Raw genomic sequence first — 21,386 nt, forward strand, 5'->3', positions numbered from 1 at the left:
GCGCCGCCGACGTACCCCACAGAATCGAGGCTCTCCCATGTCGATCCAGGGACTCTTCTACATCATCGCCGTCATCCTGCTCGTGCTGGCCGCGCTGCCGATCGGCACGCGGGGCGTCTCTCTCGCGCTGCTCGGCGCCGCGTTCGCCCTGCTCGCCTACTCGTGGGACACCATCACGGGCTGACCGTGCGGCGGTAGACCACGACCTGCCAGGGTTCCAGCTCCAGACCGGCCGGCGCCGGGGCGTTCGTCAGCAGCAACTCCGCCGACGTCCACGCCCCGGCGTCGTCGATCTCGGCCTTCGCCGGCTCCCCGGAGAAGTTCGCGACCACGAGCAGCTCGGCGTCGCCGAGGCGGCGGGTGAAGGCGTACAGGCGCTCGTCGTCGGGCAGCAGCATGGTGAAGTCGCCGTGCACCACGACCGGATCCTCGTGGCGCAGCTCGATCAGCCGGCGGTAGAAGTGGTAGACGCTGTCCGGATCCTTCGCCGCGGCGGCCGCGTTGATCTCGGTGTGGTTGGGGTTGACCGCCAGCCACGGTGTGCCGGTGGTGAAACCGGCGTTGGGCGAGGCGTCCCACTGCATCGGCGTCCGTGCGTTGTCCCGGCCCCGGGCACGCAGCACGGTCAGCACGTCCTCGGGTGAGCGCCCCTGGTGCTCGACCGCCTGCGCGTAGTGCCCGAGCGCCTCGATGTCCCGGAAGTCCGCGATGGACGCGAACGGGGCGTTGGTCATGCCCAGCTCCTCGCCCTGGTAGACGTACGGCGTCCCGCGGTGCAGGTGCAGCACCGCGCCGAGCATCTTGGCCGAGCGCTCGCGCCATTGCGGCGAGTCGTCGCCGAAGCGGGAGACGACCCGCGGCTGGTCGTGGTTGTTCCAGTAGAGACTGTTCCAGCCCACGTCGGCCAGGCCCGCCTGCCACCGCCCGAAGATGCCCTTGAGCTTGGTGAGCTGCAGCGGGTAGAGGGTCCACGGGTCGGGGCCGCGGTCCACGTCCACGTGCTCGAAGGCGAAGACCATGTCGACCTCGCGCCGCGCCGGATCGGTGTAGCGGACCGCCTCCGCCACCGTGACACCGGGCATCTCGCCGACCGTCAGCATCTTGTCCCGGCCGGCGAAGACGCGCTCGTGCATCTCGTGCAGGAACTCGTGCATGCGCGGCCCGTCGATGAAATACGGCCCGCCGTCGCCGTGGAGCGAGCCGGGGCGTACCGCGCCGTCGGGCAGCGCCGGGTCCTTGGAGATGAAGTTGATGACGTCCATCCGGAAGCCGTCCACGCCCCGGTCGAGCCACCAGGTCATCATCGCGTACACGGCCTCGCGGACCTCGGGGTTCTCCCAGTTGAGGTCGGGCTGCTTGCGGCTGAACAGGTGCAGGTAGTACTCCCGCGTCGCCGGGTCGTACTCCCACGCCGATCCGCCGAAGACCGATCCCCAGTTGTTCGGCTCCGCGCCGGGGGTACCCGGCTCCATGCCCTCGCGGGCCGGCCGCCACCAGTACCAGTCCCGCTTCGGACTCTCCTTGCCGGACTTGCTCTCGACGAACCACGCGTGCTCGTCGGAGGAGTGGTTGACGACCAGGTCCATGACGAGCCGCATGCCGCGCTCGTGGACGCCGGCGAGCAGCTCGTCGAAGTCCTCGAGCGTGCCGAAGACCGGGTCGATGTCCTGGTACTCGCTGATGTCGTAGCCGTTGTCGTCCTGCGGGGACCGGTAGATCGGCGACAACCAGATCACGTCGGCGCCGAGGCCCGCGATGTGGTCGAGATGGTCGATGATGCCCCGCAGGTCGCCCATGCCGTCCCCGTCGGCGTCGGCGAAGCTGCGCGGATAGATCTGATAGACGACGGCCCGATGCCACCAGGGGTTCTCCATGGTCTCTCTTTAACACGCGAACCCCGGACGAAACACGGGCAACGACCCATACTGAGGATCATGAAGGTGGCGCTGCTCGGACCGGTCGCTTGGCGTACGCCGCCCGTCCACTACGGCCCGTGGGAACTCGTCACCAGCCTGCTGGCCGAGGGGCTGACCGCGCGGGGCGTGGACGTGACGCTGTTCGCCACGCTCGACTCGGTCACCAAGGCCACGCTGGACGGCGTCGTGGCGCGCGGCTACGAGGAGGACCCGGAGATCGACGGCCGGGTGTGGGAGGCGCTGCACGTCGCGTACGCCCTCGAGCGCTCCGGCGAGTTCGACCTCGTCCACAACCACCTGGACTGGCTGCCGCTCGCGTTCTCCGGCCACTGCCGCGCACCGATGCTGACCACGGTGCACGGGTTCTCGGGGTCGAACATCCTGCCGGCGTACCGCAGGGCCCGCTCGGCCTTCGTCTCGATCTCGGACGCCGACCGCTGCCCGGACCTGGACTACGTCGCCACGGTCCACCACGGCGTGGACGTGGACGAGCTGCCGTTCTCCGCGGCAGGCGGCGAGGACCTGGTCTGCTTCGGACGCATCCACCCGGACAAGGGCACGCACGCGGCCGTCGAGATCGCCCGGCGGGCCGGCCGGCGGCTGACGCTGTGCGGGATCGTCCAGGACGAGGCGTACTTCCGGGAGCGGGTGGAGCCGCACATCGACGGTGACCGGGTGACCTACCTCGGTTCGGTGGGGCCCCGGGACCGTGCGCGCATTCTCGGCGGCAGCGCGGCGCTGCTGCACCCGATCCGGTTCGCGGAGCCGTTCGGGCTGTCCGTGGTGGAGTCGATGATCTGCGGGACGCCGGTGGTCGCGTACCGGAAGGGATCGATGCCCGAAGTGGTCGACGAGGGCGTCACCGGCCGCCTGGTGGACGACGTCGACCAGGCGGTGGCCGCGGTCGAGGGGATCGACCGGCTCGACCGGGCGGCGTGCCGGGCCCGGGCCCGCAGCCGGTTCGGCGCGGACCGCATGGTGGAGGACTACCTGAGGATTTACCGCGAACTGGCCGGGTGAAATCAGCTTCCTTGTTAATGTCCTATTACCGAATTGCGGCATTCTTCCTGATTCGCCGCAGGAATAGCTGAAGCGTGCGCACACGCTCCGCGTCCGCGCGCGCCGGTCCGCGCTGCGGGGAGGCAGCCGCCTGATCAGAAAGGCCTGTCATGCCTGCCACGTACGGCTTTCTCAGCACCTATCCCCCGACCCAGTGCGGCTTGGCGACCTTCAATGCGGCGCTGGCCACGCACCTCACCGGGGGCGCACCCGGCAGCGGCGTGGTCCGCCTGCTCTCCGCGGACGCGGCCGGTGGCGGGCTCGAGGTCGACCACACGGCGCCCCGGGTGGTGCACACGTGGCACACGGACACGCCCGGCGGCTGGACGGCCGCGGCCGCGGCGCTCAACCGCTTCGACGTCGCGATCGTGCAACACGAGTACGGCATCTACCCCGGCGTCGACGGCGACGAGGTGCTGCCGCTGCTCGACTCGCTGAAGGTGCCGACCATCGTGGTGCTGCACACCGTGCTCAGCACGCCGTCGCCGACCCAGCGCTCGGTGCTCGAACGCATCGCGGCCACCGCCGACGCCGTGGTGACCATGACCGACACCGCCCGCAAGCGGCTGATCGCCGGCTACCGGGTCGACCCCCGCAAGGTGACCGTCATCCCGCACGGAGCGGGCAGCCACTCCGGCGCGCCGCGCGAGACCGGGGACGCGCCGCACCTGCTGACCTGGGGCCTGCTGGGACCCGGCAAGGGCATCGAATGGGCGCTGCGGGCGCTCGCCGAGCTCGACGACCTGGAGCCGATGCCCGCGTACACGGTGGCCGGCCGGACCCACCCGAAGGTCCTCGAGCACCACGGCGACGTCTACCGCGAGTCGCTGCAGAAGCTGGCCGCCGAGCTGGGCGTCGAGGACCACGTGCGGTGGGAGGACGTCTACCTCGACCAGGCCGCGCTGAGCCGGCTCATCCGCTCGGCCGACGTGGTGGTGCTGCCGTACGACTCCACCGAGCAGGTCACCTCCGGCGTGCTGATCGAGGCGGTCGGCGCGGGCGTGCCCGTGGTCGCCACCGAGTTCCCGCACGCCGTCGAACTGCTCGCCGACGGGCCGGGCCTGCTCGTGCCGCACCAGGACCCGCAGGCCATGGCCACCGCGATCCGGCACCTGCTGCAGCGGCCGCGCACCGCGACCCGGCTCGCCGGGATCACCGGCGGACCCACGCTGCGCTGGCCGGCGGTGGCCTCCCGCTACCACAACCTCGCGCAGCGGCTGGTCGCCGACCGTACGCCCGTGGCCACCTCCGTCCCGGCGTGAGCGTGACCCTGCGGCTGGTGCCGCCGCTGCTGTCCAGGGTCGACGCGCCCGAGCCGAACTGGTCGCACATCGCCCGGCTCTCCGACGACACCGGTCTGCTCGAGCACGCGCGCAACGCGATCGTCCGGCGCGAGCACGGCTACTGCGTCGACGACGTGGCCCGGGGGCTGCTCGTCGCCGCGCGTGAACCGCAGCCGACCGCCCTGGTCGTCGGGCTGTCCGAGCGGTACCTGGCCTTCCTCACCCACGCGACGGCGCCCGACGGCCGGGTCCGCAACCGGCTGACGTACGACCGCCGCTGGCTGGACGAGCCGAGCACCGGCGACTGGTGGGGACGCGCGCTGTGGGGGCTCGGCACCGCCGCCGCCCGCAGCACCGTCGGATGGATCCGCAAGGAGGCCCGCGCCGCGTTCTCGATCGCGGCCCGGCAGCGCTCGCCGTGGCCCCGGGCGATGGCCTTCGCCGGGCTGGGCGCCGCCGAGGTGCTGCGCGCCGATCCGCGGGCCGGCGAGGCGGCGCAACTGCTCGCCGACGCGGCGACGGTCATCGGGCTGCCCGGCGGTGACCCGCAGTGGGTGTGGCCCGAGCGCGAGCTCACGTACGCCAACCCGGTCCTGCCGGAGGTGCTCATCCAGGCCGGCGACCTGCTCGGCGACGAGCCGCTGCTCGCCGACGGGCTGCGGATGCTGGGCTGGCTGTGCCGGATGCAGGACCACGACGGGCACCTGTCGGTCGTGCCGGTGGGCGGCTGGCGGCCCGGCGCCGGCCGGCACCGCTTCGACCAGCAGCCGATCGAGGTCGCCGCGACCGCCGACGCCTGCGCCACCGCGGCGGCGGTCACCGGCGACGACGCCTGGGAGGGGCACCTGCTGCGGTCGATCGCGTGGTTCCTGGGCGACAACGACACCGGATCCGTCATGTACGACCCCCTGACGGGTGGAGGTTATGACGGATTGACGCCTGATGGCCCTAATCTGAACCAAGGTGCCGAATCCACTCTCGCGCTCGTCTCCACGTTGCAGCACGCCCGCGCGTTGGCAGGGCGCAGCGCGACCCGACCGTCAGGCGGCCTAGCGTGACCGCAACTCTCGACCCGCGGCAAGCCCGCTCCACCACCTCCCTCGTCGTACGCCACCCGCTGACGATGCAGCCGGACGGGCGGCGCGTGGTGATCAAGCTGTTCGTGCCCGGCGAGGACGCCCAGCTGGTGCAGAACCGCGCGTCCCTGCTCATCGAGCGCATCCTGCAGCTCGACGAGGACGAGATCGGTCGCCTGCTCGACGAGGTGCTGACCCGGTTCGCCGGCCGCCACCACGACCTGCTCGGCGTGTTCAACCACCACTACGAGCTGGTGCAGCACCGGGTGCCGCCGGACCTGGACCTGTCGGCGAACGCGCGGTCGCTGATCGGCGCCTACTTCAGCCACGAGTTCTCGGTCGAGGCCGCAGCGCTGTGCAACCCGTCGATGGTGCCGCATCCGGACCAGAGCGGGCTGCACGCGGGTGAGCTGCGGGTGGCGATCAGCCTGCGGCAGATCGGCGAGGGTCACATCTCGTCGATCGGGTTCTGCTCCGCGGTGCTCGGTCCCGGCGACGCGATCCGGCTCGAGGACCGCGACGGGCCGCTGATGATCGGCGAGCGCACCGGCGCCCGGCACTACCGGGACGCGTTCGCGGCCGGCCTCGCCGAGCTGGAGGTGGACAACGAGCTGTCGGCCGCCACGCTCGCCTCGTTGCCGGAGCGGTACTCCCACGAGGAGTTCGAGGACGTCCTGGGCCACCTCCCCGGCGAGCTGCTGGCCCGGCCGACGACCGGCGAGACCCTGGCGCTGATGCGGGAGATCGTCGCGGCCGACTACGCCGTGACGTTCCCGGCGGCCGTGCCGCTGCACCAGCGGGTGCTGTGGCCGGCCACGCCGGCCGAGAGCAACGGCATGGAGGACGCCCGGTTCGTGCAGGTCGTCGATCCGGACGGGCGGATGTCGTACCAGGCGACCTACACCGCGTACGACGGGCGGCACATCGGCGGGCGCCTGCTGCAGACCCGCGACCTGCGGCACTTCGAGGTCACCGCGCTGCGGGGCCCGGCGGCCCGCAACAAGGGCATGGCCCTGTTCCCGCGGCCGGTGAACGGCCGCTGCCTGGCGCTGTGCCGCTCCGACGGCGAGACGCTGGGGCTCAGCGAGCGCGACGAGAACAACCGCTGGCAGGAGGCCGTACCGCTGCTCATGCCGCACCGCGGCTGGGACCTGATCCAGGTCGGCAACTGCGGCTCCCCGGTCGAGACCGAGGCCGGCTGGCTGGTGCTCACCCACGGGGTCGGCCCGATGCGCCGGTACGCGATCGGCGCGATGCTGCTCGACCTCGAGCACCCTGAGCGGGTGCTCGCCGACCTGCCGTACGGCCTGCTCGACCCCGACGAGGAGGAGCGCGAGGGGTACGTCCCGAACGTCGTCTACTCCTGCGGCGGGCTCGTGCACGACGGGCGGTTCTGGCTCCCGTACGGCGCCAGCGACGTCCGCGTGGGCTTCGCCAGCATCTCGATGGACCGCCTCCTGGACGCGATGATCGTCGTACCCTGACCCGCGCGGCACCGTACATTTCGGTCGTCTACATTGAGCGCCATGGATGGGATCAGGACCTCTCGCCGCGGGCTGCTCAAGCTGGGCGGCGCCGCCGCGTTCACCGCCGCCGCCGGGGCCGGCGCGGTCACCGCACTGCCGGCCGTCGCGGACGACGAGGCGCCGCCGGCCGGCTTCCACCTCGGGTCGTACACCTCCGCGGGCGGCCCCGGCCTCGCCCGCGGCCACCTCGACCCGGCGACCGGCGCGCTCACCGTCGAGGCCGCCACCGCGGCGGTGCCCGAGCCGTCGTGGCTGGCCGCGAGCCCGGCGGGCAGCATCCTGTACGCGATCAGCGAGCGGGAGAACGGCACGGTCAGCGCGCTCACGCCGGACCTGACCGTGCTCAACACCGTGGCCACCGGCGCCGGACCCGCGCATGTCGCGGTGCACCCGGGCGGCAGCTTCCTGTTCGTGTCGCTGTACGGCGGCGGCGCTGTCGTCACCCACCCGATCGGCGCGGACGGCACGGTGGGCGCGGCCACCGACGTACGCCGGCAGGGCACCCAGGACCAGGAATCGCACGCCCACCAGGTCGTGGTGGACCCGCTCGGCACGTACGTGCTCGCCGTGGACCTGGGACGCGACGCGGTGTTCACGTACACGCTGGACACGCAGGCGGGCGTGCTGAGCGAGGTGGACCGCACTGCGCTGGCCCCCGGCAGCGGGCCGCGGCACCTCGCCTTCCATCCCGCGGGCGGGTTCGCGTACGTGGCCGGCGAGCTCGACTCCACGGTCACCGTCTGCGAATGGGCCGACGGCGTCCTGACCCCCGGCCAGGTCGTCGCGGCCGCCCCCGGCACCGGCGTCCGCAACCACCCCGGCGAGATCGCCGTGTCCCCCGACGGCGCCCACGTCTACGTCAGCAACCGCGGCACGGACACGGTCGGCGTCTTCACCACCGGCACGGACGGCGCGACGCTCAAGCGGGTCGCCGCCCCGGCCTGCGGCGGCACCTGGCCCCGGCATCTCGCGCTGGACGCCGCCGGAAGGTGGCTGTACGTGGCCAACCAGCGCTCGGGCACGGTCACGTGGCTGCCCGTCACCGACGGCGTGCCGGGCGCGGTCGCCGGCTCCATCGCGGTCCCGGGCGCGGCCCAGATCCTGCTCTGAGCGCGCGGCGTCGACTTTGGTCGGCGCACCCGCGACTGTCGGCGGTATCGGCGGCCGGGCCTCGCCCACGATGCTCGGAGGATGATCGACGAGCGGACGGTGGCGACCCCGATCGGGCTACGGGTGGCGGTGTGGCTCGGCCTGGCCGCGGTCGGCGGCGGGCTCGGCTGGGTGGTGCACGAGCTGCCCGGATGGATCCTGCGGATCCCGTTCGCGCCGATGCGCGGCCCGCTCCGGTTCGCCGCCGGCCTGCCCGAGCCGGCGGCGACCGTCGTCACCGTCGCGGTGGGCGCGCTCCTCGGCCTGGCGCTGGCCTGGCTGGTGGACAAGGAGTCGCTGACCGTACGGATCACCGGTACGGAGGTGGTGCTGACCCACCCCGGCGTGCGCCGGACTGTCCCGCGCGGGGAGGTCGCCGTGGCGTACCGCGAACGCGACGATCTCGTGCTGCTGGGGCGGACCGGGCGGGAACTGGCCCGCGAACCGCTGCTCGTCGGAGGGCGGCGGCTCGCGGATCTGTTCGGTGCAGCCTGGACCCGGCAGGACCCGTACCTGGATTCGTATCGGCGCTGGGTCCCCGGTCTGCCGGACGTGCCCGCCGAGGCCGAGGCGCTGCTCACTGCCCGGCAGAAGGCGCTCGCCGACCGCGACGCCGACGACGCCCGGCAGCTCCGGCGGGAGCTCGCCGCGCTGGGTTTCGTCCTGCGCGACGAGAAACGGCGGCAGTTCTTCCGCCGCGCCGCCTAAGCGGGTCCCGCCAGAGCCTGGCCGTAGCTCTCGACCGCGGTGTACGACCGCAGGTGCGCGTGCCGGCTGCCGACCGCGATGTCGCGCCAGTACCGCTGCAGCGCGTTCGTCGCCGCGAAGCCGCTCGCGCCGTGCAGGTCGAGCATCAGCTCCACCGCGGCCCGGCAGTCCCGCGCGGCGTCCACCATGTCCAGGTGCAGCCGCGCGTGGCCGGCCTGCGAGATGTCGCCCGCGTCGGCCTCGCCGGCGATCGCCAGCAGGGTCCGCTCGGCGCGGTTCACCAGCTGGGTCGCCTCGGCCAGCCACTGCCGTGCGGCCGGCGACTCGCCCATCCGGGCGTACTGGGTCATCGACGGCTTGCGGTCGGAGGCGAACATCGCCTCGGTCACGTCCAGGGCACCGCGCGCCGCGCCCACCAGCGGGGCGAGGACGGTGGTCCCGTAGAAGACGTGCAGGGCCAGGCCGGGTGGCTGCGCCGGACGGATCCGCGACTCGGGCACCAGCACGTCGTGGGCGACGAGGGTGTGGCTGCCGGTGCCACGCAGTCCGGCCGCGTCCCAGGTCCGCTCGACGCTCAGGTCGGACGTGGGGATCGCGGCGAACATGTACGCCCCGTCGACCATGACCGCCAGCCCGGCCCAGGCGGCGTCCTCGCAGCCGGACACGTACGCCCACCGGCCGTCGACGCGGACGCCGTCCGGGCCGCGTACCCCCGTCGCGGTCGGGTGGCCGGAGCCGCACGCGAGCGATCCCGGATCGGCGAAGAACTCACCCGGCGCCCCGTCGCCGAACACGTCCGCGACGAACGTCTTGGCGGTGACGCAGGTGCCGGCGACCCAGGCCGTGGCCGGGCAGGACCGGCCCAGCCCCGCGAGGTGCCGGACGGTCGTCGCCGCGTCCGCCCAGGCGCCGCCGAACCGCTCGGGTGTACGCAGCGCGAACGCGCCGGTCCGGCGGGCGGCGTCGAGGCTCTCGGCGGTGGGCCGCTCCTGCTGCTCGGTCTTCGCCGCGTTGGCCAGGAGCACGCGGGCGTGATCCGCCCCGATGGTTTCAGTCGTCACGTCCACCGACCCAACCAGCCGCGGGGGAACCGGACCATGCGCCAACGGCCCACCTTCATGCGCGGGCGTTCCGATCGCCGCCCGGCCGGGCCTAGCCTCCAGGGGTGGACATCATCAGCGAGGTGATCGGCAGCATCAGGGCCGGCCGGGCCTCCGCCCGGCGCATCACCGAGTCCGGCGCCTGGGGCGCCCGCTACCCACCGTTCGTCGGGATCGGATTCCACATCGTCCTCAGCGGTACGGGCTTCCTGGTCACCCGCAACGGAAGCACCGTCGCGCTGCAGCCGGGCTCCGTCGTGCTGGCACCGTTCGGCGCCGAGCACGGCCTCAGCCACGCCCCACGCAAGCTCGGCTCACTGCCGGTGGCGAGCATGGGCCCCGAGCCGCCGCGGCCCGGCCCGTACGACTTCGAGTTCCTGTGCGGCTGCTACCGGCTCGACCGCGGCCAGATCCACCGCTTCCTGCGTGACCTGCCGGACGTCGTCGCCATCCCCCCGGACCACGACCGCCACCCCCACCTGCCGGCGATGACGTCCCTGCTGCGCGACGACGTGGCCGAGGACCGGCCGGGCACGGCGGCGACCCGGGCCGCGCTGCTCGATTTGATCCTCGTGCACGCGCTGCGCCGCTGGCAGGAACAGTCCGGCGGCCGGGACTGGCCCGCGGTCACCGATCCGGGCATCGCCGCGGCCCTGCGCGCCGTCCACGACGAACCGGAGACACAGTGGACGGTGCAGCGGCTGTGCGACATCGCGGGCATGTCGCGTACCGGCTTCGTCCGCCGGTTCACCGCGCTGGTCGGCAAACCGCCCATGGCGTACGTGACGGGGTGGCGCCTCACCGCGGCGGCCCGGCTCCTGCGCGAGACCCGGGACCCGCTGGCAGCGATCGCGCAGCGGGTCGGCTACTCGACGGAATTCACCTTCGCGAGCGCCTTCCGCCGCGAGTACGGCCTGGCCCCGGGCCGTTTCCGCCGCACCGTCCAACTCGCCGACGCAGCCGCCCCGCCCCGCTAAACGCAAGCCCCGCGCACCGCCTCAGGGAGCAAGCTGCTCAATCGCCGGACCGGCCACGCGACGCGGCTACGCGGTGCCGGTGGCGACCCAGATGGTGAGGACGGCCAGGAAGTCGCCGCGTTCGCCGGCCGTACCGACCTGGCCCAGCCACTCGTCGCGCAGGCCCGCCGGGGTCATCCAGGACTCCTCCGGCACCTGCGGGTTGACCATGGGCAGCACCACGGCCGCCGACGCCGGGTCGCCGAAGAAGCAGGTGACCGGGGTCGCCGAGACGTCCTGCAGGCCGCGGTCGAGCAGGCGGCGGCGCAGCGTGCGGCCCATGTCGAGCTGGCGGGGAGTCAGCCGGCCGTGCATGTGGCCGACGATCCGGCCGGCCAGGGCCTTGTCGACGCCGTCGAAGGCGAGCGACGACCAGTCGGTGTCGAGCAGGCAGACCCGGCCGCCGGTGCGGGTGACGCGGACCAGTTCGGCGATCGCGGCGTCCGCGTCGTCGACGTGCTGCAGGACGCGTTCGCACCAGACGCCGTCGAAGGTCTCGTCGTCGAAGTCGAGCGCCGCCACGTCGCCGGTCACGTACCGGATGTCGCCGCCGGTGTGGCGTTCGCGCGCCGCGGCGAGCGTCGCGGCGGAATAGTCGAGGGCCACCACCTCGCCGCCGGGCGCGACCGCGGCGGCCAGCTCGCGGGCCACGTCGCCCGCGCCGCAGCCGGCGTCCAGCAGCCGCTGGCCCGGCGCGGGGCGCAGCGCCTGCCAGGCGGTGTGACGCACCCGCTGGATCTCGGGGTGGCGGGACATAGCCTCGAGCGCCGCCACCAGCATGGCGAGCATGTCGGGCGGCATCCGGTCGAGGTCCGCGAACGGGGTACGGTCCAGCTGTGCGGGTTCCATGGCGCCATAGTGGCTCGCCGAACCCGCTGGTGAGGGCGCTCGTCAACCTTCCGACACGGGCCGTTCACCTTCCGTGGTGGCGGCTGCCGCCCCCTTCCGCCGCTGACCGTGGTTTGTAAGATCCGAAACATGACGGCAACACGGATCGGTCTGGCAGGGTACGGCTCGGGCGGGCGCATCTTCCACGCTCCCCTGCTCGCGGCGGCCGAGGGCGTCGAGTTCGCGGGGGTGGTCACGCGCTCCCCCGAGCGCCGCGCGGAGCTCGCGAAGGGGCACCCGGAGGTGCCGGCGTTCGACTCGATCGCCGACCTGGCGGCCGCCGGCGCCGAGGCCGTCGCCATCTCCACGCCGGCCGCCACGCACGCCGATCTGGCCCGGCAGGCGATCGGCCTGGGGCTGGCGGTGGTGGTGGACAAGCCGTTCGCCCTCGACGCGGAGGCCGCCCGGGAGGTGGTCACGCTGGCCGAGGAGGCGGGCGTCCCGCTGACGGTGTACCAGAACCGCCGCTACGACGCCGACTTCCTGACCGTACGGCGGCTGCTCGGCGAGGGCGCGCTCGGCGAGGTCCGCCGCTTCGAGTCGCGGTTCGAGCGCTGGGACCCGGACCGCCAGCCCCCGGCCGCGGGCGGCGGCACCCTGCTGGACTTCGGCGCGCACCTCGTCGACCAGGCGCACGTGCTGTTCGGCCCGGTCGCCCGGGTGTACGCGGAGATGCGCAGCGACGGCGAGCTGGACAGCGACGTCTTCGTGGCGCTGCACCACGAGAGCGGCGTCGAGTCGCACCTGTGGGGCAGCTGGCGGCAGGCGGCCCCCGGCCCCCGGTTCCGGGTCAGCGGGACGACGGGCACCTACATCGTCGACGGTCTCGACTGCCAGGAGGCGCTGCTGAAGGCGGGCCGCTCGCCGGCCGCCCTCGGCGAGCGCTGGGGCGTGGAGCCGGAGCACGCCTGGGGCCGGCTCTACCGCGGCAAGACGGGCGCGCCCGTCCGCAGCGAGCGCGGCCGCTGGGACAGCTTCTACCCGGCGTTCGCCGCGGCGGTCCGCGGCGAGGGCCCGCTGCCGGTCGACCCGTGGGACTCGGTCCGGGCCATGGACGTGCTCGACGCGGCCCGGATGAGCGCGGCCACCGGCGAGACGGTCGACCTCGCCGCCCCGGCGCAGGCCGGCTGACCGCTCGGCCGGCGGGCCCCCTAGAGCAGCGTCTGCCAGATGTGGCGCAGCGAGGAGGCGTCCATCGCGTCGGTGTTGACGAGCACCACGAGGCGCCGGTCGGATTCGGGAAGGCAGGCGGCGAAGGCTTTGTAGCCCGCGTTGTGGCCGTCGTGCTGGAACCACGGCTCGCCGTTGTAGGAGCCGACGAACCAGCCGTACCCGTAGCCGCGGAAGCGCTCGTCGTCCGCGTCGACGGCGGCCCGCTGGGTGAGCATCAGCGTGCGCCACGGCTCGCCGAGCAGGGCGCCGGCCCGCAGCAGGTCCATCCAGTGGATCATGTCGGTGGTCGTCGACCAGACGTCGCCGGCGCCCATGCCGACGACGTCGAGGTCCCAGGACGGCCTCGGGGCGCCCTGCGCGTCGTGGCCGGGGGCGATGTCCGGCCGGTCGCCCGGCGACCCGGCGAAGGTCCCGGCCAGCCCGGCGGGCACGAAGATCCGGCGGTCCAGGAATTCCCGGTACGGCGTGCCGGCGACGCGCTCGACCACGTGGGCGGCGAGCACGTACGCCGGGCTGCTGTACGCCCACCGCGCACCGGGCGCGAACAGCGGCGGGACCGAACGGAACGTCTCGAGCAGCTCGCCGGGCTCCATCCGCGCGCTCAGATCGATCATCGGGTAGCCGGGCCAGTGGCCGATCCCGGAGGTGTGCGAGAGCAGGTGGTGCAGCGTGACCCCGGGCCATCCGGGGATCCACCGGTCGAGCGGGTCGTCGAGGTGCAGCAGGCCGTCCTGGGCGAGCAGCAGCACCGCGGTGGCGGTGAATTGTTTGCTCACCGAGGCCAGCTGGTAGCGCAGCGGCGACTCCTGCCCGATGACGGTCTCGGTGCCGCGCTTGAGCAGCACCATGCCCCCGTGCCTCATGGGGCCGACCCTAACGGAGCACGTCCGCGAGTGTCCGGGCCGGCCGCCCGGTGAGCCGCTCGATCGCCGGGTCCACCGTGGACATCTCCCCGGCCGTCACCGCCGTGTACGTGCTCACCCACGCGTCGACCTGCCGGCCGGGGGCGCCGTACCGGGCGCGGGACGCGTACGCCTCCTCGATGGTCGGCCCGGTGAGGTCGTACGTCCGCCCGGCGTGCGCGGCCGGATCGCGCAGCACCGCGACGATGACGTCGGCGATGTCGTCCCGGGCGACCACCGCCGCCCGGCCCTCGCCGCCGGGACCGCGGATGACGCCGTCCTCGCCGACCATCAGCGGCACGAAGCCGGCGCGCCGCTGACCGCGATCATCGTCGTCATGGTCCGGCGATGTGCCGGGGCTGGACGCCCGGGCCGAGGACCCGGGCGGTCGCCAGCGACGCGGCGAAGGTGGCCGGGTCGAGGTCCAGCCCGGCCGGGAGCCAGCTGAGCTCCGGCCGGCCCGGCTCGGTCATCGCGGCCAGGAGGTCCGGCGGTGTCAGCCCGGCCTCCTGCAGCGCCCGCAGCTCCCGCGGGTTGATCGCCGGTGGCAGCGGCCCGTTGCCCAGGTCCGTGCCGTACCGCACCTTCCCCCCGTACCCGAGGAACAGCCGGAGGTTGCCGATCGCCGTGCCCCGCGCCGGGGTGGGGGTGCCCCAGCCGTGGATGTCGAGCGTGCTGATCCACGTCATCCGGCCGGCGCAGTCGCGGGCGAGGGCGGGATCGACCGCCTCGGTCCACGGCGTGTGCGCGAGCAGGTCCGCCCCCGCCTCGTACGCCCCCGCCACCGTTCCGGGCCCCTCGGCGTGCACGACCACGGGCAGCCCGAGCGCGTGTGCCGCCGTGACCACCGCCCGCGTCGTGGCCGCCGGCAGCATCGGCGCGCCGGCGTGCGCGGTGACCTTGATCAGCGTCGCGCCCGCGGCGTGCGCCTCGCCGACGGCGTCGTGCGCGTCGGCCGCCGAGCGGACCTCCCGGCAGCTGCCGGCCGGCGCCCAGGCCCGGTCGGTCGGGTAGCCGCCGGGAGCGGTCAGGAAGGGGCCCGCATAGCGGACCCACGGATGGCGGGCCGCGAGCGCCGCGACCTTCTCCGGCACCCCGCCCAGATCCCACACGTACGCGAGCCCGCCCGCGTGCAGGGTCGGCACGTCGACGAGCGCGGAGTGCACGTGCGCGTCACCGAGCCCGGGCAGCACCGTGCCGGGCAGCCGCCGCCGCTCGGCGCCGGGCGGGACCTCGGCGAGCGCGACCGCCCGGCCGTCCCGCAGCGCCACGCCGGTCCGCAGCCGCCCGTCCCACCAGAGGGAATCCGGGACGAGCCAGGTCACGGCTGCTTCTCGGCCAGCTCGCGCAGCGCCTCGAGCCCGCGGTGCACCTCGGCGAAGCTGGTGCTCAGCGGCGCCGGTCCGATCCGCAGGCCGTCGGGGCGCCGGTAGTCCGGGATGACGCCGCGGTCCCACAGCGGCTCGAGCAGCTGCTGGAAGCCGGGACGCCGCAGTGTCACGTGGCCGCCCCGGCGCCCGGGGTCGCGCGGTCCGGCCACTGTCACGCCCAGCGGCGCGAGCCACCGGTCCGCCAGGTCGAGCACGTAGCCGGTCAGCAGCAGCGACTTCGCCCGGACCGCCTCGATCCCGGCCTCGGCGAGCAGGTCCAGGTTGGCGTGCAACGGCACCATCGCCAGGATCGGCGGGGTGCCGCTGAGCAGCGCGCGGGCGCCCGGCGCGGGCTCGTGGCCCGGGCCCATCTCGAACGACGCCCGGTGCCCCATCCAGCCCCAGATCGGCTGCCGCAGCTCGTCCCGCAGCTCCGCCCGCAGGTACGCGAAAGCCGGCGCCCCCGGCCCGCCGTTGAGGTACTTGTACGTGCACCCGACAGCGAGGTCGGCGCCCCACGCGTCCAGCTCGAGCGGCACCGAGCCGACCGAGTGGCTCAGGTCCCACAGCGTCAGCGCCCCGGCGGCGTGCGCGACCCGGTTGATCTCCGCCATGTCGGCGATCCAGCCCGAGCGGTACGCGACATGGCTGAACAGCACCAGCGCGGTGTCCTCGCCGACCACCTCGGCGACCTGGTCGGCGGTGATGCCGGCGGCCGGATCGGTCTCGATCCACTCCAGCCGCACCCCGCGCTCGGCGGCGACGGCCTCGCACACGTACCGGTCGGTGGGGAAGTTGTCGGTGTCGAGCACGATCGTGCGCCGGCCCGGCCGGGCGTCCACCGCCGCGCGCACCAGCTTGTAGAGCAGCACGGTCGTCGAGTCGGCGATGACGGTCTGCCCGGCCGCCGCGCCGAGCGCCACCGCGCCGAGCCGGTCGCCGAGCCGTTCCGGCCACTCCAGCCAGCCGTCGGTCCAGCCGCGGATGAGCCGGCCCGCCCACTGCTCGCGGACGAACTCCTCCATCAGCTGCGCGGTCGCGCGCAGCGGCCGGCCGAGCGAGTTGCCGTCCAGGTACGAGACGACGTCGAAGTCGTCCGGCGCGAGGAACCGCTCCCGCAGCGGGGCGAGCGGGTCGGCGGCGTCCAGCGTGGCGGCGCGTTCCCGCAGGTCGTCGGTCACTGCGCCGGCTCCCCGATCTCGGTACGCACCGCGTACAGCTCGGGGAAGAACTCGATGTCCAGCGCCTGGCGCAGGAAGTTGACGCCGCTGGAGCCGCCGGTGCCGCGCTTGAAGCCGATCGTGCGCTCCACGGTCTTGAGGTGCCGGAACCGCCAGAGCTGGAAGTTCTCCTCCAGGTCCACGAGCTCCTCGCAGGCCTCGTACGCCTCCCAGTACTTGTCCTTGTGCTCGTAGATGGCCTGGAAGACCGGCACGAGGTCGGCGTTCATGGTCCACGGCTGGGTCACGTCACGGTCCAGCAGGGCGGGCGGGACGTCGTGGCCCTGGCGCGCGAGGAAGCGCAGGAACTCGTCGTAGATGCTGGGCGTCTCCAGCGCCTCGGTGAGCATCGCGTGCGCGGCGGGGTCGTCGTCGAAGATCTTCAGCATCCGCCGGTCCTTGTTGCCGAGCGTGAACTCGACCGCGCGGTACTGGTACGACTGGAAGCCCGACGACGTGCCGAGGAAGCTGCGGAACTCGGCGTACTCGCTCGGGGTCAGCGTGGCCAGCACGGACCACTGCTCGGTCAGGCAGCGCTGGATGTGCTTGACCCGGGCCATCCCCTTGAGCGCCGGTCGCAGCTCGTCGGCGGCCAGCCGCCGCCGGACCTCCCGCAGCTCGTGCAACACCAGCTTGAGCCAGAGCTCCGATGTCTGGTGCTGCAGGATGAACAGCAGCTCGTCATGGTGTTCCGGCACGCTCACCGGATGCTGGGCGGACAGGATCTCGTCGAGATGCAGATACTTCCCGTACGAGAGATTGACCCGGAAGTCGCGGACGATGCCGGACTCCAGAGGCCGCTGGTTCGGCGCCACGATGTCCTCCTCGATGAATCCGCCCTGAAGCAGATCACACCAGGTCAGATGTTGGCGAGGGTGCCCTCGGTAAGGATCGGACCCCAGTACACCCACTGACCGTCGTGACGCACGAACCGGCTGCGCTCGCGCATCTCACCGGGGCGGCCGCCGTCGCGGTAGTGCGCCCGGAACTCCACCACGCCCTCGGCGTCGAACAGCCCGCCGCCGCTGGTCTCCAGCACGTCCAGCCCGGTCCAGCGCAGCTGCGGGTCCGGCTCGACACCCTCGGGACGGGTCTGCGGATGCCACGAGGCCAGCACGTACGCGTCGTCGTCGAGCGCGAAGGCCGCGTACCGTGACCGCATCAACGCCTCGGCCGTCGCGGGCGCGTGCCCGCGGTGCGCGGGTCCGCAGCACTCCCCGTACGCCTGTCCCAGCCCGCACGGGCACGCCTGGGTCTCGTCGAATCCGGTCGCAGCCGCGGTCCGGCGCCGCGTCGCACGTTTGCCCATCCGCCTATTCTTCCCCGGCCGGCACCTCGACCGAGCGGTAGTACCGGATCTTCTCGCGGATGTGGGCGCGCTGCAGGATGAGCTCGTCGATGCGGCGGCTGAGGTCGGCGTCGTGCTCCTCGAGCAGTTCCCGGCGCTCGGTCACCGTGTTGTCGTCGCGGCTCAGGTCGGCGTAGCGGCGCATCTGGGCGATCGGCATGCCGGTGTCGCGCAGGCAGCGCAGGATGCTCAGCCAGGCGACGTCGTCGTCGGTGAAGACGCGCTGCCCGCCGGGGGTGCGCGCGATCCCGTCGAGCAGCCCGATGCGCTCGTAGTAGCGCAGCGTGTCGAGGGTGAACCCGGTCCTCTCGGCGATCTCGCCCGGCGTGTAGGTCGGCATGACCCGGCATTCTGCCCCGGGCGCGCCGCGTCGTGGGTGCCGGTCAGCCGGCCTGCTGCTCGGCGACGATCCCGCTGATCACCTTCTGGCAGCGGTCGAGCTCCTCGATGAGGGCCTGCATCTCCTCGATCGCGGAGACCGCGTTCTGGGTGTCGGCGCGGATGCCGCCGACCTGGCCGCCGATCTCGTTGGTGGCGGTGGCCGTCTCGTTGGCCAGGTCCTTGACCTCGCTCGCCACGACGGCGAAGCCCCGGCCCGCCTCGCCGGCGCGGGCCGCCTCGATCGTCGCGTTCAGGGCCAGCAGGTTCGTCTGCTTGGCGATGGTCGCGATCAGCTGTACGACCTTGCCGATCTCCGTACTGCTGGCGTCGAGCCGCTGGATGACGGCGACCGCGGTCTCGGCGGCCCGGACGGCGGAGCGGGTGGCCGTGGCCATGTCGCTGCTGACGTCGGCCAGCCGGTGCACCGAGTCGCCGGCGGTGGTCGCCGGGTGGACAGCGTCCTGCGAATCGCCGGTCCAGTCGCCGGCCGCATCCCATTCACTCATCGCGCATCACCCATCACTCGTCCCCGCTCACCAACATCCCACCTTGCCGCGGTCGCGCGCGGCGGTTTCCCCGGACTGACCGAGTTCGCAAGATCGGTCAGGAATCCGTCCTGTGCTGCAAGGGCCAGTTCAAGATTTGCAGGATGCTGACGTAGGATTCCGTCGTGACCAAACGTCTGGCCGAGGTGGCCAAGAAGGCGGGCGTCAGCGAGGCGACCGTCAGCCGGGTGCTCAACGGGCGCAGCGGGGTCTCCGAGGCGACCCGCGCGTCCGTGCTGACCGCTCTCGACGTCCTGGGCTACGAGCGCCCGACCAAGCTGCGCGGTGAACGCGGGCGGCTGGTCGGCCTGGTCCTGCCCGAGCTGCAGAACCCGATCTTCCCGGCGCTCGCCGAGGTGGTGACCGCCTCGCTGGCCCAGCGCGGCTTCACCCCGGCGCTGTGCGCGCGCACGATCGGCGGCGTGCCGGAGCGCGACTACATCGAGATGCTGCTCGATCATCAGGTGTCGGGCGTCGTCTTCGCCGGCGGGTCGTACGCGCTCGCCGACGCCGAGCACGGCCACTACAAGCAGCTGCTCGATCGGCGCATGCCCGTGGTGATGGTCAACGGCGGCGTCGACGACCTCGGCTTCCCGCACATCTCCACCGACGACGCGGTCGCCGTCGAGCAGGCGTACGGCCACCTCCGCTCGCTCGGCCACGAGCGGATCGGCATGGTGCTGGGGCCGGAGGACCACGTGCCGTCGCGCCGCAAGCTCGCCGCCGTCGCGGAGGCCGCCGGCTGGGCGGACCCGGTGGAGCAGTGGCCGGTCGAGCGCACCACGTTCTCCATGGAGAGCGCCCGGCTCGCCGCGACCCGGCTGATCCAGCGCGGGATCACCGCGCTGATCTGCGCCAGCGACGTGCTGGCCCTGGGCTCGATCCGGGCCGCCCGGCGGCTGGGGCTGGACGTGCCCGCCGACGTCTCCGTGGTCGGCTTCGACGACAGCGCGCTGATGACGTGCACGGATCCGCCGCTGACCACCGTGCGCCAGCCGATCGAGCTGATGGGCCAGGCGGCCGTGGACGTGCTCGTCAAGCAGATCGAGGGCGCTGCCGCGTCCACCGACGAGCTGCTGTTCGAGCCGGAGCTCGTGGTGCGCGGCTCCACCGCACCGGCGCCGGTCCGCACCTGACGGACAGCTGACCAGCACATTCATCGTCATCAAGAAGGGCGGGCCCGGCGGGCCCGCCCTTCTTCGTGCCCACTCCCGTCAGAGTCGCATTTTTTCTCTCTGCAGTCGAGTTCTTGCGGGACCTGGTTTGACTTTGTATCGTCATCGCCACGAAACATGGCAGCGAGAGCCACGTCACATTTCGATCCACCCATAGGCGCGCACCCATCCAGGAAGGGGCGTAATCCCCCATGTTCACCAGCAGGCTGCGCAGTGCCCTCGGGCTGCTGCTCGTCGCCGGGGTCGCCATGTCGGCCGCGGCGTGCGGCGGGGACGACGACACCACCACGGCGAAGGACGGCAAGGTCACGCTCGTGATCAACGGCCTTCCGCCGGCCACCGAGAAGGCCACCCACGACCGCTTCCTCGCCAACGTCGCCGAGTTCGAGAAGGCGAACCCGAACATCAAGATCGATGCCCGCGAGGGCAAGATGGACCCGCAGACCTTCCCGGCCAAGCTCGCCGGCGGCCAGCTCGAGGACGTCTTCTACGTCTACTTCACCGACCCGGCCAACCTGATCGCCAAGCGGCAGGTCTCCGACATCAGCAAGTACCTGAAGGACTATCCGGTCACCTCGCAGATCAAGCCCGAGGTGCTGCGGGTCTTCCAGGACGACAAGGGGAACACGTACGGCCTGCCGTACAAGAACTACTCGATGGGTCTGCTCTACAACCGTGACCTGTTCACCAAGGCCGGCCTCGACCCGGACAACCCGCCCAAGACGTGGGCCGACGTGCGCACCGCGGCCAAGAAGATCGCCGGCCTGGGCAACGGCACCGTCGGGTACGGCGACTACAGCAAGAACAACACCGGCGGCTGGCACTTCACCACGGAGCTGTACTCGCTCGGCGGCGAGGTCGCGGTGAACCAGGGCGGCACCTGGAAGGCGGCGTTCGACAGCCCCCAGGGCAAGCAGGTCCTGCAGCAGCTCAAGGACATGCGCTGGACCGACGACTCGATGGGCCAGAAGCAGCTGCTCGAGTGGGCCGACCTGCTCCAGCAGATGGGCTCCGGCAAGCTCGGCATGTACCTGGCCACCGCCGACAACATCCCGACGATCGTCAACCAGTACAAGGGCAAGTACGAGACGTACGGCCTGGGCCCGATCCCGGACGGCAAGGGCACGCTGGGCGGCGGTGAGGGCTACATGTTCAAGGCGGGCCTGAGCCCGGAGAAGATCCAGGCCGGCCTCAAGTGGCTGACGTTCTGGTTCACCTCGGCGGACCGCTACGAGGCCGAGAACAAGTGGTCGAGCGAGACCAAGCAGCCCGTCGGTCTGCCCGAGCCGGCCATCTTCACCGGCGCCGCGGCGCAGACCCAGGCCGCGGCCGACAAGAAGTACGCCAACGTCCCGCAGCAGAACTACGCCCCGTTCGTGGCGAGCATGGGCACGATCCCGGTCAAGCTCGAACCGCCGAACGCGCAGCAGATCTACGCGACCCTCGACGTGGCGATGCAGAAGGTGCTCACGGACAGGAACGCGAACGTCGACCAGCTGCTGGCCGACGCCGAGACCCAGGTCAACCAGATCCTGGCAAACGTCAAGTGAG

General features: G+C 72.7%; 22 protein-coding genes. 11 read left to right on the top strand and 11 right to left on the bottom strand.

Annotated elements, in window-relative coordinates; all coding sequences use genetic code 11:
• Positions 1-37 precede the first annotated feature (37 nt).
• A complete protein-coding gene (locus AB0K03_RS02935) occupies positions 38-184 on the top strand; it encodes a hypothetical protein (protein ID WP_364679608.1) in 147 nt (48 codons plus the stop codon).
• Here the strand turns inward: AB0K03_RS02935 and AB0K03_RS02940 are convergent.
• Complete coding sequence (locus AB0K03_RS02940; protein ID WP_364679611.1) at positions 174-1,874, bottom strand: alpha-glucosidase; 1,701 nt, start codon at positions 1,872-1,874, stop codon at positions 174-176. The two genes, AB0K03_RS02935 and AB0K03_RS02940, sit on opposite strands and share 11 nt — an antisense overlap.
• Before the next feature lie 60 nt (positions 1,875-1,934).
• On the opposite strand from AB0K03_RS02940, the gene AB0K03_RS02945 reads away from it, so the two are divergent.
• The 6 genes from AB0K03_RS02945 (at position 1,935) to AB0K03_RS02970 (ending at position 8,717) form a co-directional block, all read left to right on the top strand.
• Complete coding sequence (locus AB0K03_RS02945) at positions 1,935-2,936, top strand: glycosyltransferase family 4 protein (protein WP_364679613.1); 1,002 nt, start codon at positions 1,935-1,937, stop codon at positions 2,934-2,936.
• A gap of 149 nt (positions 2,937-3,085) precedes the next feature.
• Positions 3,086-4,237: a glycosyltransferase gene (locus tag AB0K03_RS02950; protein ID WP_364679615.1), complete on the top strand. Its 1,152-nt coding sequence runs from the start codon at positions 3,086-3,088 to the stop codon at positions 4,235-4,237.
• Positions 4,234-5,316, top strand: a complete 1,083-nt coding sequence (locus AB0K03_RS02955) for a glycosyltransferase (RefSeq protein ID WP_364679617.1) — start codon at positions 4,234-4,236, stop codon at positions 5,314-5,316. Before AB0K03_RS02950 ends, AB0K03_RS02955 begins: the two co-directional genes overlap by 4 nt.
• Positions 5,313-6,818, top strand: coding sequence for a glycoside hydrolase family 130 protein (locus AB0K03_RS02960; RefSeq protein ID WP_364679620.1), 1,506 nt, complete (start codon positions 5,313-5,315; stop codon positions 6,816-6,818). Before AB0K03_RS02955 ends, AB0K03_RS02960 begins: the two co-directional genes overlap by 4 nt.
• A 42-nt stretch (positions 6,819-6,860) precedes the next feature.
• A complete protein-coding gene (locus tag AB0K03_RS02965) occupies positions 6,861-7,970 on the top strand; it encodes a lactonase family protein (RefSeq protein WP_364679623.1) in 1,110 nt (369 codons plus the stop codon).
• Between the two features lie 81 nt (positions 7,971-8,051).
• Positions 8,052-8,717, top strand: a complete 666-nt coding sequence (locus tag AB0K03_RS02970; protein WP_364679626.1) for a hypothetical protein — start codon at positions 8,052-8,054, stop codon at positions 8,715-8,717.
• Here AB0K03_RS02970 and AB0K03_RS02975 read toward each other — a convergent pair.
• Complete coding sequence (locus AB0K03_RS02975; RefSeq protein ID WP_364679628.1) at positions 8,714-9,778, bottom strand: acyl-CoA dehydrogenase family protein; 1,065 nt, start codon at positions 9,776-9,778, stop codon at positions 8,714-8,716. The genes AB0K03_RS02970 and AB0K03_RS02975 overlap by 4 nt on opposite strands.
• A 104-nt stretch (positions 9,779-9,882) precedes the next feature.
• Here AB0K03_RS02975 and AB0K03_RS02980 point away from each other — a divergent pair, with 104 nt between their 5' ends.
• Entirely contained in the window at positions 9,883-10,794 is a 912-nt protein-coding gene (locus AB0K03_RS02980) for an AraC family transcriptional regulator (protein ID WP_364679631.1), read from the top strand.
• A gap of 66 nt (positions 10,795-10,860) precedes the next feature.
• Here AB0K03_RS02980 and AB0K03_RS02985 read toward each other — a convergent pair whose 3' ends face one another.
• A complete protein-coding gene (locus AB0K03_RS02985; protein ID WP_364679633.1) occupies positions 10,861-11,682 on the bottom strand; it encodes a methyltransferase domain-containing protein in 822 nt (273 codons plus the stop codon).
• A gap of 129 nt (positions 11,683-11,811) precedes the next feature.
• Here AB0K03_RS02985 and AB0K03_RS02990 point away from each other — a divergent pair, with 129 nt between their 5' ends.
• Positions 11,812-12,852: a Gfo/Idh/MocA family oxidoreductase gene (locus AB0K03_RS02990; RefSeq protein WP_364679636.1), complete on the top strand. Its 1,041-nt coding sequence runs from the start codon at positions 11,812-11,814 to the stop codon at positions 12,850-12,852.
• Positions 12,853-12,872: 20 nt separating this feature from the next.
• Here AB0K03_RS02990 and AB0K03_RS02995 read toward each other — a convergent pair whose 3' ends face one another.
• From AB0K03_RS02995 to AB0K03_RS03030, 8 genes are read right to left on the bottom strand one after another with little or no spacing between them, the layout of a single operon-like run.
• The gene (locus AB0K03_RS02995) at positions 12,873-13,757 is read right to left on the bottom strand and encodes a serine hydrolase domain-containing protein (protein ID WP_364679638.1); all 885 of its coding nucleotides are present in this window, start codon (positions 13,755-13,757) and stop codon (positions 12,873-12,875) included.
• Positions 13,758-13,767: 10 nt separating this feature from the next.
• On the bottom strand, positions 13,768-14,088 hold the full coding sequence (locus tag AB0K03_RS03000) for a hypothetical protein (RefSeq protein ID WP_364679640.1): 321 nt from the start codon (positions 14,086-14,088) through the stop codon (positions 13,768-13,770).
• Positions 14,089-14,131: 43 nt separating this feature from the next.
• Positions 14,132-15,121, bottom strand: a complete 990-nt coding sequence (locus tag AB0K03_RS03005) for an amidohydrolase (RefSeq protein ID WP_364679643.1) — start codon at positions 15,119-15,121, stop codon at positions 14,132-14,134.
• On the bottom strand, positions 15,118-16,347 hold the full coding sequence (gene kynU / locus AB0K03_RS03010) for a kynureninase (RefSeq protein ID WP_364679645.1): 1,230 nt from the start codon (positions 16,345-16,347) through the stop codon (positions 15,118-15,120). The genes AB0K03_RS03005 and kynU overlap by 4 nt, the downstream gene beginning before the upstream one ends.
• Positions 16,344-17,201 carry a tryptophan 2,3-dioxygenase gene (kynA, locus tag AB0K03_RS03015; protein WP_364679648.1) on the bottom strand — a complete coding sequence of 286 codons (858 nt, stop codon included), beginning with the start codon at positions 17,199-17,201 and terminating at the stop codon, positions 16,344-16,346. The genes kynU and kynA overlap by 4 nt, the downstream gene beginning before the upstream one ends.
• Positions 17,202-17,245: 44 nt before the next feature.
• Positions 17,246-17,695, bottom strand: coding sequence for a YchJ family metal-binding protein (locus AB0K03_RS03020; RefSeq protein ID WP_364679649.1), 450 nt, complete (start codon positions 17,693-17,695; stop codon positions 17,246-17,248).
• A gap of 4 nt (positions 17,696-17,699) precedes the next feature.
• Positions 17,700-18,074, bottom strand: a complete 375-nt coding sequence (locus AB0K03_RS03025; protein WP_364679652.1) for a MerR family transcriptional regulator — start codon at positions 18,072-18,074, stop codon at positions 17,700-17,702.
• A 43-nt stretch (positions 18,075-18,117) separates the two neighbouring features.
• Positions 18,118-18,621 carry a methyl-accepting chemotaxis protein gene (locus AB0K03_RS03030; protein ID WP_364679655.1) on the bottom strand — a complete coding sequence of 168 codons (504 nt, stop codon included), beginning with the start codon at positions 18,619-18,621 and terminating at the stop codon, positions 18,118-18,120.
• Between the two features lie 164 nt (positions 18,622-18,785).
• On the opposite strand from AB0K03_RS03030, the gene AB0K03_RS03035 reads away from it, so the two are divergent.
• Both AB0K03_RS03035 and AB0K03_RS03040 read left to right on the top strand, forming a co-directional pair.
• A complete protein-coding gene (locus AB0K03_RS03035; RefSeq protein ID WP_364679657.1) occupies positions 18,786-19,796 on the top strand; it encodes a LacI family DNA-binding transcriptional regulator in 1,011 nt (336 codons plus the stop codon).
• Between the two features lie 230 nt (positions 19,797-20,026).
• Positions 20,027-21,385 carry an extracellular solute-binding protein gene (locus AB0K03_RS03040; protein ID WP_364679659.1) on the top strand — a complete coding sequence of 453 codons (1,359 nt, stop codon included), beginning with the start codon at positions 20,027-20,029 and terminating at the stop codon, positions 21,383-21,385.
• Position 21,386 lies beyond the last annotated feature (1 nt).

The sequence above is a fragment of the Actinoplanes sp. NPDC049316 genome, assembly GCF_040677315.1.
Taxonomy (GTDB): Bacteria; Actinomycetota; Actinomycetes; order Mycobacteriales; family Micromonosporaceae; genus Actinoplanes.

What these genes read in the sequence shown, in the direction of transcription:
- AB0K03_RS02935 (WP_364679608.1), top strand. Translation starts at nt 38, where the DNA reads ATGTCGATCCAGGGACTCTTCTACATCATCGCCGTCATCCTGCTCGTG.
- AB0K03_RS02940 (WP_364679611.1), bottom strand. Translation starts at nt 1,874, where the DNA reads ATGGAGAACCCCTGGTGGCATCGGGCCGTCGTCTATCAGATCTATCCG.
- AB0K03_RS02945 (WP_364679613.1), top strand. Translation starts at nt 1,935, where the DNA reads ATGAAGGTGGCGCTGCTCGGACCGGTCGCTTGGCGTACGCCGCCCGTC.
- AB0K03_RS02950 (WP_364679615.1), top strand. Translation starts at nt 3,086, where the DNA reads ATGCCTGCCACGTACGGCTTTCTCAGCACCTATCCCCCGACCCAGTGC.
- AB0K03_RS02965 (WP_364679623.1), top strand. Translation starts at nt 6,861, where the DNA reads ATGGATGGGATCAGGACCTCTCGCCGCGGGCTGCTCAAGCTGGGCGGC.
- AB0K03_RS02970 (WP_364679626.1), top strand. Translation starts at nt 8,052, where the DNA reads ATGATCGACGAGCGGACGGTGGCGACCCCGATCGGGCTACGGGTGGCG.
- AB0K03_RS02985 (WP_364679633.1), bottom strand. Translation starts at nt 11,682, where the DNA reads ATGGAACCCGCACAGCTGGACCGTACCCCGTTCGCGGACCTCGACCGG.
- AB0K03_RS02990 (WP_364679636.1), top strand. Translation starts at nt 11,812, where the DNA reads ATGACGGCAACACGGATCGGTCTGGCAGGGTACGGCTCGGGCGGGCGC.
- AB0K03_RS02995 (WP_364679638.1), bottom strand. Translation starts at nt 13,757, where the DNA reads ATGAGGCACGGGGGCATGGTGCTGCTCAAGCGCGGCACCGAGACCGTC.
- AB0K03_RS03000 (WP_364679640.1), bottom strand. Translation starts at nt 14,088, where the DNA reads ATGGTCGGCGAGGACGGCGTCATCCGCGGTCCCGGCGGCGAGGGCCGG.
- AB0K03_RS03020 (WP_364679649.1), bottom strand. Translation starts at nt 17,695, where the DNA reads ATGGGCAAACGTGCGACGCGGCGCCGGACCGCGGCTGCGACCGGATTC.
- AB0K03_RS03025 (WP_364679652.1), bottom strand. Translation starts at nt 18,074, where the DNA reads ATGCCGACCTACACGCCGGGCGAGATCGCCGAGAGGACCGGGTTCACC.
- AB0K03_RS03030 (WP_364679655.1), bottom strand. Translation starts at nt 18,621, where the DNA reads ATGAGTGAATGGGATGCGGCCGGCGACTGGACCGGCGATTCGCAGGAC.
- AB0K03_RS03040 (WP_364679659.1), top strand. Translation starts at nt 20,027, where the DNA reads ATGTTCACCAGCAGGCTGCGCAGTGCCCTCGGGCTGCTGCTCGTCGCC.